Origin of the sequence: Maribacter polysaccharolyticus (assembly GCF_028882255.1) — a bacterium.
In the GTDB taxonomy this organism is placed as follows: Bacteria; Bacteroidota; Bacteroidia; order Flavobacteriales; family Flavobacteriaceae; genus Maribacter_A; species Maribacter_A polysaccharolyticus.
In genome coordinates this window covers 13,363-28,070 of sequence record NZ_JARBUY010000010.1, presented here as the reverse complement: position 1 = coordinate 28,070, position 14,708 = coordinate 13,363, and the positions used below count along the sequence as shown (strand labels likewise).

At 42.3% G+C, this 14,708-nt stretch carries 13 protein-coding genes; 8 read left to right on the top strand and 5 right to left on the bottom strand.

Annotation, left to right across the window (positions count from 1 at the left end):
- The first annotated feature begins 372 nt into the window (after window positions 1–372).
- The 4 genes from thrS to rplT all read left to right on the top strand — a co-directional run bounded on the left by thrS (window position 373) and on the right by rplT (window position 3,631).
- The gene (gene thrS, locus PHU20_RS19825; protein ID WP_274827148.1) at window positions 373–2,313 is read left to right on the top strand and encodes a threonine--tRNA ligase; all 1,941 of its coding nucleotides are present in this window, start codon (window positions 373–375) and stop codon (window positions 2,311–2,313) included.
- Window positions 2,314–2,350: 37 nt separating this feature from the next.
- Window positions 2,351–2,899 carry a translation initiation factor IF-3 gene (gene infC / locus PHU20_RS19820; RefSeq protein ID WP_274827150.1) on the top strand — a complete coding sequence of 183 codons (549 nt, stop codon included), beginning with the start codon at window positions 2,351–2,353 and terminating at the stop codon, window positions 2,897–2,899.
- Window positions 2,900–2,995: 96 nt separating this feature from the next.
- Complete coding sequence (rpmI, locus tag PHU20_RS19815) at window positions 2,996–3,193, top strand: 50S ribosomal protein L35 (RefSeq protein WP_154366586.1); 198 nt, start codon at window positions 2,996–2,998, stop codon at window positions 3,191–3,193.
- Window positions 3,194–3,286: 93 nt separating this feature from the next.
- Window positions 3,287–3,631 (top strand): 50S ribosomal protein L20, encoded by a 345-nt coding sequence (gene rplT / locus PHU20_RS19810; protein ID WP_274827147.1) that lies wholly within the window; start codon window positions 3,287–3,289, stop codon window positions 3,629–3,631.
- A 118-nt stretch (window positions 3,632–3,749) separates the two neighbouring features.
- On the opposite strand, the gene PHU20_RS19805 is transcribed toward rplT, so the two are convergent.
- Window positions 3,750–4,172, bottom strand: coding sequence for a secondary thiamine-phosphate synthase enzyme YjbQ (locus PHU20_RS19805; protein ID WP_274827146.1), 423 nt, complete (start codon window positions 4,170–4,172; stop codon window positions 3,750–3,752).
- Between the two features lie 100 nt (window positions 4,173–4,272).
- Between PHU20_RS19805 and PHU20_RS19800 the strand changes: the two genes are divergently transcribed.
- Window positions 4,273–5,082 (top strand): HAD family hydrolase, encoded by an 810-nt coding sequence (locus tag PHU20_RS19800; protein WP_274827145.1) that lies wholly within the window; start codon window positions 4,273–4,275, stop codon window positions 5,080–5,082.
- 25 nt (window positions 5,083–5,107) lie between these two features.
- On the opposite strand, the gene PHU20_RS19795 is transcribed toward PHU20_RS19800, so the two are convergent.
- Window positions 5,108–6,148 (bottom strand): helix-turn-helix domain-containing protein, encoded by a 1,041-nt coding sequence (locus PHU20_RS19795; protein WP_274827144.1) that lies wholly within the window; start codon window positions 6,146–6,148, stop codon window positions 5,108–5,110.
- Window positions 6,149–6,271: 123 nt separating this feature from the next.
- Between PHU20_RS19795 and PHU20_RS19790 the strand changes: the two genes are divergently transcribed.
- The 3 genes from PHU20_RS19790 to PHU20_RS19780 all read left to right on the top strand — a co-directional run bounded on the left by PHU20_RS19790 (window position 6,272) and on the right by PHU20_RS19780 (window position 10,286).
- Window positions 6,272–8,689 carry a TonB-dependent receptor gene (locus PHU20_RS19790; protein WP_274827143.1) on the top strand — a complete coding sequence of 806 codons (2,418 nt, stop codon included), beginning with the start codon at window positions 6,272–6,274 and terminating at the stop codon, window positions 8,687–8,689.
- A 20-nt stretch (window positions 8,690–8,709) separates the two neighbouring features.
- Complete coding sequence (locus PHU20_RS19785; protein ID WP_274827142.1) at window positions 8,710–10,059, top strand: hypothetical protein; 1,350 nt, start codon at window positions 8,710–8,712, stop codon at window positions 10,057–10,059.
- Between the two features lie 89 nt (window positions 10,060–10,148).
- Complete coding sequence (locus tag PHU20_RS19780; protein ID WP_274827141.1) at window positions 10,149–10,286, top strand: hypothetical protein; 138 nt, start codon at window positions 10,149–10,151, stop codon at window positions 10,284–10,286.
- A gap of 320 nt (window positions 10,287–10,606) precedes the next feature.
- On the opposite strand, the gene PHU20_RS19775 is transcribed toward PHU20_RS19780, so the two are convergent.
- From PHU20_RS19775 to PHU20_RS19765, 3 genes are all read right to left on the bottom strand, one after another.
- Entirely contained in the window at window positions 10,607–11,869 is a 1,263-nt protein-coding gene (locus tag PHU20_RS19775) for an asparagine synthetase B (protein ID WP_274827140.1), read from the bottom strand.
- Between the two features lie 126 nt (window positions 11,870–11,995).
- The gene (gene dnaB / locus PHU20_RS19770) at window positions 11,996–13,543 is read right to left on the bottom strand and encodes a replicative DNA helicase (protein ID WP_274827139.1); all 1,548 of its coding nucleotides are present in this window, start codon (window positions 13,541–13,543) and stop codon (window positions 11,996–11,998) included.
- A 168-nt stretch (window positions 13,544–13,711) separates the two neighbouring features.
- Window positions 13,712–14,665, bottom strand: coding sequence for an acetyl-CoA carboxylase carboxyltransferase subunit alpha (locus PHU20_RS19765; RefSeq protein ID WP_274827138.1), 954 nt, complete (start codon window positions 14,663–14,665; stop codon window positions 13,712–13,714).
- Window positions 14,666–14,708: the final 43 nt, after the last annotated feature.

The following is a 14,708-nucleotide window of genomic DNA, read 5'->3' as shown; positions in this document are numbered from 1 at the left end:
CCCAACGACCTGAATCGTTTCGGGCTGCAAATCTACAACCATTTTCCAGTTCAACAATACTTTTTTGAAAGGTTTTTGGAAAAAATCCCCAAAAACTTCATAACCCCTTACTTCCGAATAACTTAGAGGCTAAAGAAATTTTTAAAAAGGGTATTAAATCTAATACATTCTTTTGAAACACGCAAGAACTGTCGGTTATTTATTTGCGTTAGGGACAGCAATGGCATCCCCGAACGCAGTAAGGGATATAATGGATGGCCCGACCCATTGCTTTACAAACAGCAATGGGTAACGCCCCAAAAACATACCTATATATATTGCCTGCATGAATACAAGACACTATCTTTGTACCCTTATTGTCATAAAAGAAGCATGATCAAAATCACTTTACCAGATGGAACCATTAAGGAGTATAGCAAAGGCAGCACTCCTATGGATATTGCCAAGAGCATAAGCGAAGGATTGGCACGCAATGTTATTTCAGCCAAATTCAACGATACCATTGTTGAAACGGTTACCCCCTTGAACGATGATGGGGCCCTTACCTTATATACATGGAATGACGATGAGGGAAAAAAGGCCTTTTGGCATTCTTCTTCCCATATAGTTGCCCAGGCCTTGGAAGAATTGTTCCCTGGAGCAAAACTAACCATAGGACCCGCTATTGAAAACGGATTCTATTATGATGTGGATTTTGGAGCGCAATCCGTTTCGGAAAAAGATTTTCCTGCCATTGAAAAAAGAGCCTTGGAAATCGCAAGGGGCAAACACGACTTTAAAATGCATCCCGTATCAAAGGCAGAGGCTTTGGAGAAATACCGATCGCAAGGGAACGAATTCAAGGTTGAGCTTATTGAAAACCTGGAGGACGGCACCATTACCTTTTGCGACCACGATACCTTTACCGATTTATGCCGAGGGGGCCACATCCCCAATACCGGCATCGTAAAGGCCATAAAGATATTGAGCGTTGCCGGTGCCTATTGGCGTGGTGACGAAAACAAAAAACAACTTACCCGGGTTTACGGCATTTCCTTTCCCAAACAAAAAGAGCTTACCGAATACCTACAGCTCTTGGAAGAGGCGAAACAAAGGGACCATCGAAAACTGGGCAAGGAATTGGAACTATTCACTTTTTCACAAAAAGTGGGACAAGGATTACCTTTATGGTTGCCCAAAGGTGCCGCCCTTCGTGAACGACTGGAAGATTTCCTGAAAAAAGCCCAGAAAAAAGCGGGTTATGAAATGGTGGTAACCCCACATATCGGCCAAAAGGAACTTTATGTTACCTCAGGACATTATGCAAAGTATGGGGAAGATAGTTTTCAACCCATTCATACCCCTAAGGAAGATGAGGAGTTTCTATTGAAACCCATGAACTGTCCGCACCATTGCGAAATTTACAATAGCCGTCCTTTCAGTTATCGGGAATTACCTAAACGATATGCTGAATTCGGCACCGTATATAGATATGAACAAAGTGGGGAACTCCATGGCCTGACAAGGGTACGTGGATTTACCCAGGATGACGCCCATATTTTCTGTACCCCAGATCAGTTGGATGAAGAGTTCAAGAAGGTGATCGACCTATCCTTATATGTATTGGGCTCATTAGGCTTTGACAATTTCAAGGCCCAGGTCTCTGTAAGGGATTTGGACAACCCCGATAAATATATAGGTTCTGTCGAAAATTGGGAGAAAGCGGAAAATGCCATCATCAATGCGGCCAAGGAAAAAGAATTGGATTTCATCATCGAAAGTGGGGAAGCCGCTTTTTATGGTCCAAAATTGGATTTCATGGTAAAGGACGCCTTGGGAAGAAACTGGCAATTGGGTACCATACAAGTGGATTACAACCTACCGGAACGTTTTGACCTTACCTATAAAGGCAGTGACAATGAGCTGCACAGGCCGGTTATGATACATCGCGCACCTTTTGGAAGTATGGAACGGTTCATTGCCCTATTATTGGAACATACCGGGGGAAATTTCCCATTATGGTTGATTCCGGAACAGGCCGTGATACTGCCTGTAAGCGAGAAACATGAAAAATATGCGGAAAAAGTTTTAAATTCCTTGGAAAATAACGAAATTCGCGCCCTCATTGATAACAGAAACGAAACTGTAGGAAAGAAAATACGGGAGGCTGAAATGGGTAAAACACCATTTATGTTGATTGTAGGGGAAAGTGAGGAAGAACATAATACCATTGCGATCCGTAGACACGGAGGTGAAGATTTAGGTTCCATAAGTGTAAAGGATTTCGTTGACTTGGTCACTAAGGAAATAAATAGTACCTTAAAGTCGTTTTAAAAAATTGAAGTTTAATTAAAATTACTCAGTCATAGCAATACGAAAAAGATTTAGGCCCCAACCTCGGAGGGAAAACAAAAACCCTCATAAGATCAATGAAAGAATCATTTCACCCAACGTTCGTTTGGTGGGTGACAATGTTGAAGTGGGTGTTTACACGTTGCCTCAGGCAATGGCCAAAGCAGAAGAGTTAGGTTTGGACTTGGTGGAAATTTCACCTAAGGCGGAACCACCTGTTTGTAAGATTATAGATTACAAGAAATTTCTCTACGAGCAAAAGAAACGGGAGAAAGTGATGAAAGCGAAAGCTTCCAAGGTTGTGGTCAAAGAGATTCGGTTTGGTCCGAATACCGATGATCACGATTACGAGTTCAAAAAGAAACATGCCGAAAAGTTCCTGAAAGAAGGGGCAAAATTAAAGGCTTATGTTTTCTTCAAAGGACGGTCTATAGTGTATAAAGACCAAGGTGAAATTTTGTTGTTACGCCTTGCCTCCGAATTGGAAGAACTGGGTAAGGTAGAACAAATGCCGAAATTGGAAGGAAAGCGGATGACGATGTTCATCGCGCCTAAGACAAAAAAATAAGGAATCCCCTCGGGGGTCTTTAAAGGATACTGTACCAAGCCCTTATAGGGGCTTGTTCAGCATAAATAAGTGGGATATTAATATAAATAGGAAAAAATGCCTAAACAAAAGACAAAATCCAGTGCCAAAAAGCGTTTTAAGCTAACGGGTTCCGGTAAGATCAAAAGAAAGCACGCTTTTAAGAGCCACATTCTTACAAAGAAATCGAAAAAGCGTAAACTTGCGTTAACCCATTCTGCACTTGTGCATGACCATGACGTTAACAGTATTAAAGAACAATTACGTTTAAAGTAATTTTCTTTCGGTAATTAATCATTAACCCTGGAGTAAGGCCATAAAAGATTCTGAAACAAATACAGAACGCCTACTACAAAAAAAAATAAAAAAATGCCAAGATCAGTAAATGCAGTAGCTTCAAGAGCAAGACGAAAAAAAGTGATGAAGCAAGCCAAAGGTTACTTTGGAAGACGTAAAAACGTTTGGACAGTAGCCAAGAACGCGGTTGAAAAAGCAATGTTATATGCTTATAGAGACCGTAGAAACAAAAAAAGAACCTTCCGTGCCCTTTGGATCACCCGTATCAATGCAGGTGCAAGATTACACGGAATGTCTTACTCTCAATTCATGGGTAAGGTAAAAGCCAATAACATAGAGTTAAACCGTAAGGTATTAGCCGATTTGGCCATGAACCACCCAGATGCCTTCAAGGCCATTGTAGAGAAAGTAAAATAAATAAAAACATGATATCCCACTTAAAAATCCGACTTTAACGAGTCGGATTTTTTTATTCCTTTAATTGAAAAGAGGAGTATCACATTCGCATATCCTGCGCCCTCCATTTCCAACTACACTAAACACCGAAAGCGGTAATCACCAAATTTCTACCGGAAGCATTGTCGCGGTGCTCACATAAATAGATCCCCTGCCACATTCCAAGGTTCAAACGGCCGTTGGTTATCGGTATTTGCACCGATGCACCCATTAAAGAACTTTTAATATGGGCAGGCATATCATCGGGCCCTTCATAGATGTGTTCGTAATAAGGGGCATGCTCAGGAACCATGACATTCATATGGCGCTCAAAATCGTGCCGAACCGAAGGATCCGCATTCTCGTTGATGGTCAAACTCGCAGAGGTATGTTGGACGAACACCTGGAACATCCCTTGTTTGATGTCCTTAATGTTCGGCATAGCCCGAACGACCTCTTGCGTAATAAGATGATATCCCCGATCAAAAGGTCTTAATCGTATTTCTTCCTGGTAACATTTCATGGATACGCGATAAAAGTATTTTCGTTGTTAATATAAACTTTATACATAATATTCTTATTATTTAACCGTAAGAAATACCTTTGCACCTTATTTAAAACACATGGATCTATCCCAAATAAAAATGGTGGTTTCCGATATGGATGGCACCTTACTGAATTCCGACCACGAGGTGAGTACCCGTTTTTTTGAATTGTTCCAAGAATTGAAAAAACGCGGTATTCTTTTCGTCGCTGCAAGCGGACGACAATACAACAGTATTCTTGATAAATTGCATACCATCAAGGATGATATTGTTTTTGTAGCGGAAAATGGAGGCTATGTGCGCCGTAAGGAAGAGGAGTTACTCGCCACATTGCTCCCAAAAGAGAACCAAAAAACCATTCTAGGGATACTCAATTCCCTGGACCATATACACCCGGTACTTTGTGGCAAACAAAACGCTTATTTAACGGGTAATTCCGATTCATTTGCCGATTTATTGAAACAATATTACTCGGCCTTCGAGGTGGTTGGGGATCTATCGACGGTCGATGCGGATATCATGAAGATCGCCATTTACCATTTTGAGAGTTCGGAAAAGTACATATATCCTGCAGTGAAACATTTGGAAGGCGATTTAAAGGTCAAGGTATCGGGGCCCAATTGGGTAGACATATCAAGTCCTGATGCCAATAAGGGGTTTGCCCTTGAAAAACTTCAAGAACTATACGCCATTACCCCGGCCGAAACCATGGTTTTCGGGGATTATAACAACGATCTGGAAATGTTGGCAAAGGCAGAATATAGTTTTGCCATGGCCAATGCCCATCCGAATGTCAAAAAAGCAGCGAAATTCCAGACGGGAAGCAACGATGATTTTGGCGTAGAACAAATCTTGGAAAAACTCGTAACGGCCACCCGATCAAAATAGTCCCCCTAGATCTTTTGCTGCTAGGTCATCCCCAATAACTTAAGGGCAAATCGATAAACAGGTAACCCACCATGTAAATCCCCCGTTTAAGGCTACTGGGCAAATACCCCATAGTCCTTTTAAATGCAGCCGTAAAATGTTGTGGATTGGCATACCCTACTTCATATGCCGCATGTGCTATGGAGACCTCCTCTTCCACAATCATCTTTTTTGCTTCTTCCATGCGAAGGGTGGTAATATATTTAAATACAGGGATGCCATATACCTTTTTAAAATCCCTTTTGAGTTTGGTCGCATTGAATCCGGCTATTTTCGCCAACTCCAAAATGTTAAGCGGCTTCTTCAGATTTTTCCTAATGAACCCTTCTACCTTTTCCAACGCCCGATAGTCCGCTTTTGGAATGTCTGCCCCACTGGCCAGAGCCTTGGCAGTGTGCTTGCCTAATAATAAATCGATCAAGAGGACCGCAAGTTTGCTTTCCAAATAACATTTCCTCACTTGATTTGTATAGGGGCATTGTACGATCTCATTTATCTTGCCCATGATATTCGCCGGTATGGGCCTGCTCTTTTCCCATAATACAAAGGGTTTTAAATTGTCGATGGCACCATGGAGGTCTGCAAACACTTCCTTAAATTCACCGAATAACAGCTGATCAATGGAGTCTTGTGCCACATAGATTTCAAAGATTTTGGTTTTTTTATCGTAAAATATATCCTTGCCTTTCAAACTCGGTACATAATACAAATTGCAGTGACTCTCTGGAATATGGATGGAAAAACCCTTGTTTTCCAACGTTTCATGACGATACGCCCCTTGTAGGGAAAAATGTAGTTTCAATATGGGACAATTACTTGAAACACACATTTCAAGGTTTTTCCCTACGGGCCTTACTTTATTGGAAAAAGTCGGTCCGCTTACAGTTGCCTCCCCCTCCTTCCGGTCTATTTCAATCGTTTCGAATCGAACGGAATTGCGGATATGGGCATTACTGAATAACTGTTCCCCTTTGATAGTTTTATGTAAATAATGTTCATTTCCATCCTTTTTCAATCGTAGTTCCATTACTTCCTTTTACGTAATTAAAATTTCCTTTTGCGTTACCCCTTCTTAAAAACCTATCCTAGTTTTGCAACACAAACACTATTAAGATTTAATCTAAATAAAGATAGGTATTATAATTCAATAATGGACAAAACACTTTTTATTACTTTTTTATTTTTATCGTTTACCGCAATCGGACAAGCACCAAAGGCCACAATTTCGGGAAAGGTAGTTGGAAGTGACGGCGAACCCTTACCCTGGGCGACGGTTCTTCTTAAAGACACTTCCATAGGTGTACAAACCGATGAAAGGGGCCATTACGAAATACAAAACGTTCCGAATGGCTTTTATACGGTAAGCGTATCCTATATAGGCTTTCGTCCACTTTCCAAACACATCCGTATTGGGGATAAGGTGAAGGAGGTACAAATGGACTTTGCCCTTTCGGAAAATACCGAGCATTTAGATGGGGTCACGGTAAACGGCAAGTCCATGCAAACCAAGATGGAAACCGAAGGTTTTGCCGTAAATGCCGTAAAAACCGAGGAAGCCGGCCTGCGCAATATCCAAACCAATGAATTGTTAAACACCACGGTTGGGGTAAAAATCCGTCAAAATGGGGGATTAGGTGCAGACGTAAGCTATAGCTTAAACGGGTTGTCGGGAAGCTCGGTACGGATTTTCATCGATGGAATCCCCTCCTCTGTTTACGGTTCTTCATTTAACCTGAACAGTATCCCCCCATCAATGATCAAACAAATTGAAGTTTACAAAGGGGTGGTTCCCGGATATTTGGCGGATGATGCCTTAGGAGGAGCCATTAATATCGTACTTCACAAAGAAACGAAAAACCATATCAATGCCTCCGTTTCTTATGGATCGTTCAACACCGTACAAACGAGTTTCAATAGCCTGTACCGTTTTAAAAATTCAGGGTTCACCGTAAAAGCCTCCGGTTTTTACAATTATTCGGACAACGATTACAAAGTTTCAGGTAGAAGTGTTGTTGTCACAGGTTTAGGGGGGGTGCAAACCCCAATTACTGCCAGAAGGTTCAATGATGCCTACAGATCAACAGGCATTATGGCCCAGATCGGATATACCGATGTAAAATGGGCTGATCGATTTTTTATCGGACTCACTCTTTCCGATGATTATAAAGAAGTACAACACGGTGCTTTTATGACCATTACCCCCTATAAGGATAGGTTTTTGGAATCCGATGCGGGCTTGGTAAACCTAACCTATCAAAAAAGCGACATTCTTACTAAAGGGCTAGACCTAAATGTACACGGTTTATATGGCAGTCGGAACCGGGTCGTGAATGACACCGTTGCTTGGGCCTATAGTTGGAATGGGGAAAGAGCCATTGATTACAAGGGGGACGAATATCAATATTCATGGGGCTCCCAACAGGAAGGCGGCCCTACCCTTGCCAAGATCGATAGAAAAGTTGCCTCGATCAGAACAGGGTTGTCCTATACCATCAATGACCATCATAAGGTACTGTTCAACCACATCTATAGTGGAATTGACCGGGAAGATAGTGACCCTCTAAAGTCGGTTTTGGAAAACACATTCATGGGAACCAGGGACCTCTATAAAAACATTTATTCCATTACCTACGAAGTAAATGCCTTCGAAAACAAACTAAAAGCCAATGTATTTGGAAAACACTATCACCAAAAAACAGTAAGTGTAGATCCGGCCATTGAATCGGACGATGAAGGAAATGATGAGATCGTTGACGAAATTGTCAGCAGCAACAACAAATATGACGGATATGGCTTTGCCGCTTCGTATGCCATTAGCCCGAACATTTCACTATTGGCTTCCGCAGAAAAAGCCATTCGTTTACCCAATGAAACCGAGGTTTTTGGCAATGATGGGGATAATGTGGTAGCAAATCCAAGTATCAGCCCTGAACGCAGCAATAACCATAACCTTGGGGCCAGACTTGGAAGGTTTCAAATCAAAAAACACGGATTCACCCTTTCAACAAATGTCTTCACCAGGAATATAAAGGATAGAATCGGTTTACCCATTGAAACCTCTTCAAATATAGATGATGAATTAATACTTTATGTAAATCAGGGCAGCGGAACATCCAAAGGGTTTGATGCGCAATTCAACTACAACTACAACCACGATTTCTCCCTCAATTTCAATATCTCAAAATTCAATTTGAAAATTGAAAATAACGGGGTGGAAATTGATGTGCCCAACACTCCATTTTTAACAATGAACGGGGGGTTGCGCTATTCGTTTAAAGATTTGATCCAAAAAAAATCACGCTTGGACCTATTCTACACCCTGTACTTTACAGATGAGTTCTCATACTTGGTCGCTCAAGGATCGAATACCGTAGGAGATGATTTTTTCAAAGTACCCCAACAGGTCGTACAGGATTTCGGGGTTAGCTATTCTTTTCCGCACAACAAGCTCATCATGAGTTTTGACATCAAGAATATTTTCGACAAACCGGTATATGACAACCTATCGGTACAGAAACCCGGAAGGGCATTTTACTTAAAACTGAATTATACAATCAACAATTTTTAACCATTTAAACAACATCAAACATGAAACGCACCTTTTTAAACTTTAAAACTTTCGCTGCCACCCTACTCAACATTGGTCTTTTGGCCTCATGCAGTAGCGACGACAGTAGCCTTGAGACCGACACGGAATCGGAAACAGGGACCGGGGAAGAATCCAGATGGATTACGGTCGCCGCAGCCAGAATGGGCGAGGATCCCGGGGATGGAAACGGAGGGACATTGATTTATTCGATCAATAGTGAAGACGCTAAAGACCCCACTGTTTCCATTGAACCATTTGACAATGGTTTTATCGTACCTTCGAACAGAACGGCCCGATTACAATCCTCAGAAGATGGCAACACCATTTTTAATATCAGCTATGGTGGAGATACCGGTGGCAACTATACCAAATATACCGTGGAAGGTGGTCAAACGTTTACCCAAACAGGAACAGAGATAAGCATAGCCCCCTATGTCGGAACCGCACCTAGATGGATCAAATTGTTCGATGGGGACCAAACCGGAGCAGCTGTCTATGTCTCCAATGAACATGAAACGGACGATGATGGCAATTACTCCAGGACCAATGCCACCATCGGGGTGGTAACTTTGGATTTGGTAAACTCCCAAATAAAAAATTTCCAAGAACATGATGTTCCCTTAAGTGCTGAAGAGGAGGCAAACGGCTACTATATCTCCAGAATCGATATGCCCGTATTAAATGAAGCTGGCGATAAATTATATATTGGCGCGCGGTTAAGCAAGGTCGATCCCGCCACAACGGAAAGTGAAAGTGATTATGAAATATTAGGTTCCAAAACCATTGTATTGGACTATCCTTCTTTATTGAACCCTACGGTAATCACATCTACCGTAGGTCACGGTAACACCAACGGGTACCGCAGTATCAATGCATTCCTATACGACGGAAGTGTTTATCAGGCAAACCAAAGTGACCCGGAAGGTTCCCACATCTTGAAAATCGATGCCGATAACGAATATGACGATTCCTATGTATTCAACTTAGACGATGCCTTAGGTATTGAAGGTGCCTATATCCTTGCCTGGCGCCCTGCAGCGAACGGTAAAGCCGTAATCGCATATCAACATGATGGATCTGAAGAAGGTGTTGCGGGTGCCCAAGGATTTTTTGCCCTTGCCGATTTAAATACAAAAACGGCTACCAAAATAGATGCCATTCCTTATGAAGCCGATTTTTATCTATTCCAATACCAAGGTTTTGTCGTAGACGGAACAGATATATACCTCACCGAAGCCCCCGTAGGACAAAACGGAAACATTTACATCATAGCCACGGAAACCGGGGAAGTAACCCAAGGAGCCGAGTTGGTGAATGTGGAAGGAAGCCATTTTATCGGCGTATTCTAAACAAACAAGGCCATACTACTTTCATAACCATTATCGGGTGCTTTACCCGATAATGGTTTTAGTATTCCAAGACCCAAAATAACAAGAATATGAAAATCAATATTTTCAGCACTTCCCTTCTTATTCTTGGTGCAGCCCTCATATTATCCAGGGCAATGGTACAGCCAATAGGACGAAGATCCGTTTTTGGGGGTTTTTCAAAAGAAAGGCTGCCTTATGATCTGTGATCGGATAACCATTTAACAAGAAGTTGTGCCAAACCATTTAACCCTAGAAAGAATACTTTGACAAAGACCTAAGCCCTGACCAGAATCGAAAGCAAATAAAATTGGATTGCCATTAAGCTTGTGTGTCCCTAGTGTTTTTCTTCCTTTTACAGGTCTGGAAGGAAGGGTTCCTGTTCAAAACCGACCATGATACCATACTCTTCATGGATTTTGAAGTGAATGGCCTTTCTTGGCCTATGTTACTTTCTCAGCATGTTATATTCCTATACAGATCACGTAGGAAATAAAAGAAACCCAAATGGAATGTCCCCTAAGGGGTCCTACGTTTTTTGGTTCTTTTTCCGGGCTGCGGGAAAGAGGACATTGTTCAGGATCAACCGATATCCTGGGGATGTAGGGTGCAATTCCAATTCCGTTTTAGGGTCCCCTACCCGATGTTGGTAGTCTTCCGGGTCGTGTCCGCCATAAAAAGTAAAAAATCCTTTCCCCTTTATACCATGGATATACCTTGCTTCCCCATTTATTTTATTTTCTCCCAAAACCAATACCGTCGGTTTTATCTGTTCCCGGGCGAATGCCGTGGTCTGCCCCATGAATCCCTTGACCAAGGATGTATGGTTTTGACATAACATCGTAGGTACGGGATCCCATTTCGCCGAGAAATCCATTAAGGTAAAGTAATCGGATTCCTTAGGCACTTCCCCCCTTTTGTTCGTCATATCGATCGAAGAAAACTCATAGCGCAAAGGATTCCGCTCCAGGACGAAATCGGTAAAGGCAAAGGTTTTATTAAAATCCAATTTACTTTGGTAATTGGCATCGGAGGGATCGTTATCGAACATGGGTTCACAGATATCGACTTGATCCGCCGACAAGGCGATATCGAAACTATCGGTGGCGGAGCACATGGCGAACATAAAACCACCGCCTATGACATAATTCCTGATTTTCAGGGCCACGTCCCTTTTTTCTTCCGAAACCTTATCGTAACCCAATTTAGCCGCCAATGCCTCCGCCTCTTTTTTCCCTTCTATATACCAAGGGGTTGCCCTATAGGCCCCATAAAACTTACCGTATTGCCCCGTGAAATCCTCATGGTGCAAATGCAACCAATCATATAGCACGAGTTTATCGCCTAAAACCTCTTCGTCATAAACCGTTACATAGGGAATTTCGGCATAGGTAAGTACCATGGTTACCGCATCGTCCCAAGGTTGATTGGTTTTTGGGGAATAAACGGCGATTTTAGGTGCTTTTTCAAGGATGACGGCTTCTTGGTTCTGGGACGGACTACTGATATCATCCAAGATTCCTTGGGCTTGGCTATCGGAAAGAATTTCAAAAGATACCCCTCGAATTTGACATTCCTTGCGAATGCTCTCTCCATCGGGCAGCAAGAAAGACCCTCCCCTATAGTTCAACAGCCATTGTACCTTTTGCTGTTTGGAGAGTACCCAATAGGTAATCCCGTATGCTTTCAGATGGTTTTCTTGGCTTTCGGCATCCATGGGAATAAGTATGGACGACGCGTAGCTACCTGTTGAAACAAGAAAGAAAAAAAGTATAAAAAGACACTTACGCATTCAAATAGTACTAGGGTTATCTTCCCAAAGTTACTGGAAAAATGGATATCGATCCCGTAAGAAAAGGTTAAACCCATATCCCCTTTTCATTTACCCTGTCCAATAGAGGGTATAAGGTGTGCCTACTTAGAAGGGAACATCACTGTCATCGGCATTGAAATCATCGTTCATTGAACTACCGAAGGCCTCATTCGGATTCGGTAAATTTTTGGTGACAAAGGGATTTCCTTCCTCTGCATTCATCTTTGATTGAAACTCGAACGGGGAATCAAAATCGTCCAGGTTATCGAACTTACCTTGATTTCCGATAAACTTCAACCTTATATTCTCCAATCCACCATTTCTATGTTTGGCAACGATAAATTCGGCCTGACCTTGGGTCGGGGTACGTTCTTCATCATCCCATTCATCGATCTTATAATATTCGGGCCTATATATGAACGAAACGATATCGGCATCCTGTTCGATAGCCCCGGATTCCCTCAAATCGGAAAGTATGGGCCTTTTGCTTCCTCCACGGGTTTCTACGGCCCTAGAAAGCTGGGATAATGCTATAACCGGAACATTGAGTTCCTTTGCCAAAGCCTTTAAGTTCCTCGAAATGGTTGATATTTCCTGTTCCCGGTTCCCCCCTTTTTGGCTTCCCCCGGCAGTCATCAATTGCAAATAATCGATCATGATCATTTTAATACCGTGTTGGGACGCCAAACGCCTGGCTTTTGCCCTAAGGTCGAATATGGACAATGAGGGCGTATCATCGATAAACAATGGGGCTTTCTCCAAGGTTTTTACCTTTACGTTCAATTGTTCCCACTCGTGTTTTTCCAATTTACCGGTACGCAACTTTTCCGAGGACAAACCGGTTTCGGAAGAGATCAACCTAGTGATCAACTGGACCGAAGACATTTCCAGTGAAAAGAAAGCTACCGGAATTTCAGAGTTAACGGCCATATTTCGTGCCATCGACAAGGTCAGGGCGGTTTTACCCATACCGGGTCGTGCCGCAACAATGATCAAATCACTTGGTTGCCAGCCGGAAGTTAGTTTATCGAGTTTATCAAAACCTGAAGGGATTCCACTAAGTCCTTCCTTATTGGAAATCTCCTCGATCCTTTTCTTGGCCTGGATTACCAGGTTTTGGGCCGTTTCCGCAGAGCGTTTAAGATTGCCCTGGGTAACATCGTATAATTTGGATTCCGCTTCATCCAATAGATCAAAAACATCGGTACCTTCATCATAAGCCTCCTCGATGATCTCGTTGGAAATTTTGATCAGGCTTCGCTGAATGAATTTTTGAAGGATAATCCGGGCATGAAACTCAATATGTGCCGAAGAGGCCACTTTTTGGGTCAGTTTTATCAAATAAAAATCCCCCCCGGCAGCTTCCAATTTACCATCTTTCTTCAATTGGGAAGAAACGGTTAATAAATCGACAGGTTCGGAGGTTTCGAATAATTTAAAGATGGCCTCATAGATAAAACGATGGGCATCCTTGTAAAAAACATCGGGATGCAATATGTCGATGACCTCATCGACACCTTTTTTGTCTATCATCATCGCACCAAGCACAACCTCCTCTAAATCAACGGCTTGAGGGGGTATTTTCCCTCTTTCCAAATTGATTATAGTGGATTTGTCTATCTTATGGCCAATAAGTGGCTTGGGTTTTTCCATGAATACGAAAATATATAATTAACCTTAAGTTAACATGAATTAATGACGTAACTATTTCAACGGTTCATTAACAATTTACCTGTTGATAAGTTACAAAATCTGTTGATAACAGAAAAAGGAACGGATTTGAAAAGGAATTGATCTACCTACCTTGACCAAAACCAAGGATTAGCCATGGAAAACCCCCATATTGGCATATTTTTCCATGCGCAATTCCACCATTTTTTTTGGTGATAACTTTTCCAATTCCTCAAAATGGGTGATTATTTTGTTTTTTACGACCTCAAAGGTTTTCTCACGGTTGCTATGGGCCCCACCTATGGGTTCGCGAACGATTTCATCGATCAATTTCAACTTTTTCATATCGGGAGCCGTAAGTTTCAAGGCTTCCGCGGCTTGTTCTTTGTATTCCCAGCTTCTCCATAGGATGGAAGAGCAAGATTCCGGTGATATTACCGAATACCAGGTATTTTCCAGCATCAACACTCGATCGCCTACACCAATGCCCAATGCACCCCCGGAGGCACCTTCGCCGATGATGATAACGATAATAGGGACTTTTAAACGGGTCATTTCCAAAATATTCCTGGCGATGGCTTCCCCTTGTCCCCTTTCTTCAGCTTCGATTCCGGGATATGCCCCTGGCGTATCCACAAAACAAACGACAGGGATATCGAATTTCTCCGCCGATTTCATAAGTCGCAATGCCTTTCTGTACCCTTCCGGATTCGCCATACCGAAATTCCGGTACTGTCGGGTTTTTGTGTTGTACCCTTTCTGCTGTCCTATGAACATATAACTTTGGTCCCCGATTTTTCCGAGGCCACCGATCATGGCCTTATCGTCTTTTACCGTACGGTCTCCATGGAGCTCCAAGAAGGTATCCCCACAAATGCCATTTATATAGTCCAATGTATAAGGTCTATTAGGGTGTCTTGACAGTTGAACGCGTTGCCAGGCCGTAAGGTTCTTATAGATATCCTTACGTATGTCATTCAATTTTTTTTCGATCTGCTTGCAGGTTTCGCTCACATCGACATCGCTCTCTTCCCCGATGATCAAACACTTATCCAGTTGATCCTCTAGTTCTTTGATGGGCAGTTCAAAATCCAAATATTCCATGGTCCGCGTAAGTTTTGTTCGTTTGAATGGCAAATATAAAATA

Coding starts and splice junctions, on each gene's coding strand:
- thrS (WP_274827148.1), top strand. CDS start 373: ATGATCAAAATCACTTTACCAGATGGAACCATTAAGGAGTATAGCAAA.
- rpmI (WP_154366586.1), top strand. CDS start 2,996: ATGCCTAAACAAAAGACAAAATCCAGTGCCAAAAAGCGTTTTAAGCTA.
- rplT (WP_274827147.1), top strand. CDS start 3,287: ATGCCAAGATCAGTAAATGCAGTAGCTTCAAGAGCAAGACGAAAAAAA.
- PHU20_RS19805 (WP_274827146.1), bottom strand. CDS start 4,172: ATGAAATGTTACCAGGAAGAAATACGATTAAGACCTTTTGATCGGGGA.
- PHU20_RS19800 (WP_274827145.1), top strand. CDS start 4,273: ATGGATCTATCCCAAATAAAAATGGTGGTTTCCGATATGGATGGCACC.
- PHU20_RS19795 (WP_274827144.1), bottom strand. CDS start 6,148: ATGGAACTACGATTGAAAAAGGATGGAAATGAACATTATTTACATAAA.
- PHU20_RS19790 (WP_274827143.1), top strand. CDS start 6,272: ATGGACAAAACACTTTTTATTACTTTTTTATTTTTATCGTTTACCGCA.
- PHU20_RS19785 (WP_274827142.1), top strand. CDS start 8,710: ATGAAACGCACCTTTTTAAACTTTAAAACTTTCGCTGCCACCCTACTC.
- PHU20_RS19780 (WP_274827141.1), top strand. CDS start 10,149: ATGAAAATCAATATTTTCAGCACTTCCCTTCTTATTCTTGGTGCAGCC.
- PHU20_RS19775 (WP_274827140.1), bottom strand. CDS start 11,869: ATGCGTAAGTGTCTTTTTATACTTTTTTTCTTTCTTGTTTCAACAGGT.
- dnaB (WP_274827139.1), bottom strand. CDS start 13,543: ATGGAAAAACCCAAGCCACTTATTGGCCATAAGATAGACAAATCCACT.
- PHU20_RS19765 (WP_274827138.1), bottom strand. CDS start 14,665: ATGGAATATTTGGATTTTGAACTGCCCATCAAAGAACTAGAGGATCAA.